At 64.9% G+C, this 1,867-nt stretch carries 1 protein-coding gene and 1 pseudogene; one reads left to right on the forward strand and one right to left on the reverse strand.

All coding sequences use genetic code 11. From position 1 onward, the window contains the following. Positions 1 to 108 precede the first annotated feature (108 nt). Positions 109 to 1,440 carry a dihydroorotase gene (locus tag EOA38_RS35380; RefSeq protein WP_189350191.1) on the reverse strand — a complete coding sequence of 444 codons (1,332 nt, stop codon included), beginning with the start codon at positions 1,438 to 1,440 and terminating at the stop codon, positions 109 to 111. Between the two features lie 83 nt (positions 1,441 to 1,523). Here EOA38_RS35380 and EOA38_RS35385 point away from each other — a divergent pair. Then, positions 1,524 to 1,867: pseudogene (locus EOA38_RS35385) on the forward strand (folate-binding protein); the annotation flags it as partial.

Below are 1,867 nucleotides of genomic sequence, written 5' to 3' on the forward strand. Positions count from 1 at the left end.
GTTCTCGAGATTGCGCTTCAACAGCCACAATCCTTCAAAACAGAAGCGTCACCCGCAAACCGATCCGCCAAATGCCGCGTTAGCGGCTTCGTTCAATCCCCACAGGCCTTAGGCCGCCAGCGCCTCGGAGAACTCCACCGCCCTACCCTGGCCGGACGTGACGATCTCACCCTCCCACATCACCCGGGTGCCGCGCACGACGGTGCCAACCGGCCAGCCGGTGACTTGCCTGCCGTCATAGGGCGTCCAGCCGGCCTTGGAGCCGGCCTGCGCGTTGGTGATGGTCTCGCGGCGCTTGAGGTCGATGACGGTGAAGTCGGCATCGTAGCCGGCGGCGATGCGGCCCTTCCGCGCCATGCCGAAGATGCGTTGCGGGCCATGGCTGGAAAGATCGACGAAACGCTGCAAGGTGAGCCGGCCCGCGTTGACGTGGTCGAGCATGATCGGCACCAGCGTCTGCACGCCGGTCATGCCGGACGGCGAGGCAGGATAGGGTTTCGCCTTCTCGGCCAGCGTGTGCGGCGCATGGTCGGAGCCCAGCACGTCGACAATGCCTTGCGAGATGCCGTGCCAGACGCCGTCGCGATGGCGCGCCGCCCGCACCGGCGGGTTCATCTGGATCAGCGTGCCCAGTCGCGCATAGTCGTCCGCCGTCAGCGTCAAGTGATGGGGCGTCACCTCGCAGGTCGCGACATCCTTGTGCTGTTCGAGGAAGATGATTTCTTCCGCTGTTGAGATGTGCAGCACATGGATGCGGGCGCGAGCCTGCCTTGCGATGCCCACTAGGCGCTCGGTGCAGCGCAGCGCGGCGATCTCGTCGCGCCAGACCGGGTGGGACGAAGCATCGTCCTCGACACGCAGCCCAAGCCGTTCGCGCAGGCGGAACTCGTCCTCGGAATGGAAAGCGGCGCGACGGCGCGTGTTCCTCAGGATCGAGGCGACGCCTTCGTCATCCTCGACCAGCAGATCGCCGGTGGACGAGCCCATGAAGACCTTGATGCCGGCCGCTCCCGGCAACCGTTCGAGCTCGCCGACATCGCCGGCATTGTCGCGCGTGCCGCCGACCCAGAAGGCAAAGTCGCAATGCATGCGACCGGTGGCGCGCCGCACCTTGTCGGCAAGCGTCGCCTCGCTGGTGGTCAACGGATTGGTGTTGGGCATTTCGAAGACGGCGGTGACGCCGCCCAGCACCGCCGCGCGCGAACCCGTCTCCAGATCCTCCTTGTGCTCCAGCCCCGGCTCGCGGAAATGCACCTGGCTGTCGACGACGCCCGGCAGGATATGCAGGCCGCGGCAGTCGATCGTCTCACCGGCCGATGCCTGGCCAAGATCGCCTATGGCAGCGATGCGCCCTGCCCTTACGCCGATATCGCGCCGGCCCTCGCCGTCATGGTTGACCACCGTGCCGCCTGTCAGGATGAGGTCGAAGGTGATTGCCATGGCTGGTCCAATCTCTTGCGGGGGGAGTGTGGCCGGCTTACGTAATGACCATCGTTTTTGCAAGATCAGGCCAACTTCCGCCCATGCCCTTTGCCCTGCTGAAAGACCGCGCGCTCATTTCCGTGTCTGGCCCCGACGCCGAGCATTTCCTGCAGAACATCCTGACCACCGATCTCGATACACTGGCCGCCGGCGAGGCCAAGCCTGGCGCGCTGCTGACGCCGCAAGGCAAGATCCTGTTCGATTTCCTCATCTCGCGCGCCGGCGACATCGGCTTCCGCCTGGAGTGCCGGGCCGACATAGCCGATGATTTCCTGCGCCGGCTGATGCTTTACAGGCTAAGGGCAAAGGCCGAGATTGCCAAGCAGAATCAGGTGTTTGTCACGGTTGCGTGGGACGGCGATTCAAACGCCTCACTTTCTGATTC

This window comes from Mesorhizobium sp. M1E.F.Ca.ET.041.01.1.1 (assembly GCF_003997355.1).
Lineage (GTDB): Bacteria > Pseudomonadota > Alphaproteobacteria > Rhizobiales > Rhizobiaceae > Mesorhizobium.

Coding starts and splice junctions, on each gene's coding strand:
- EOA38_RS35380 (WP_189350191.1), bottom strand. CDS start 1,440: ATGGCAATCACCTTCGACCTCATCCTGACAGGCGGCACGGTGGTCAAC.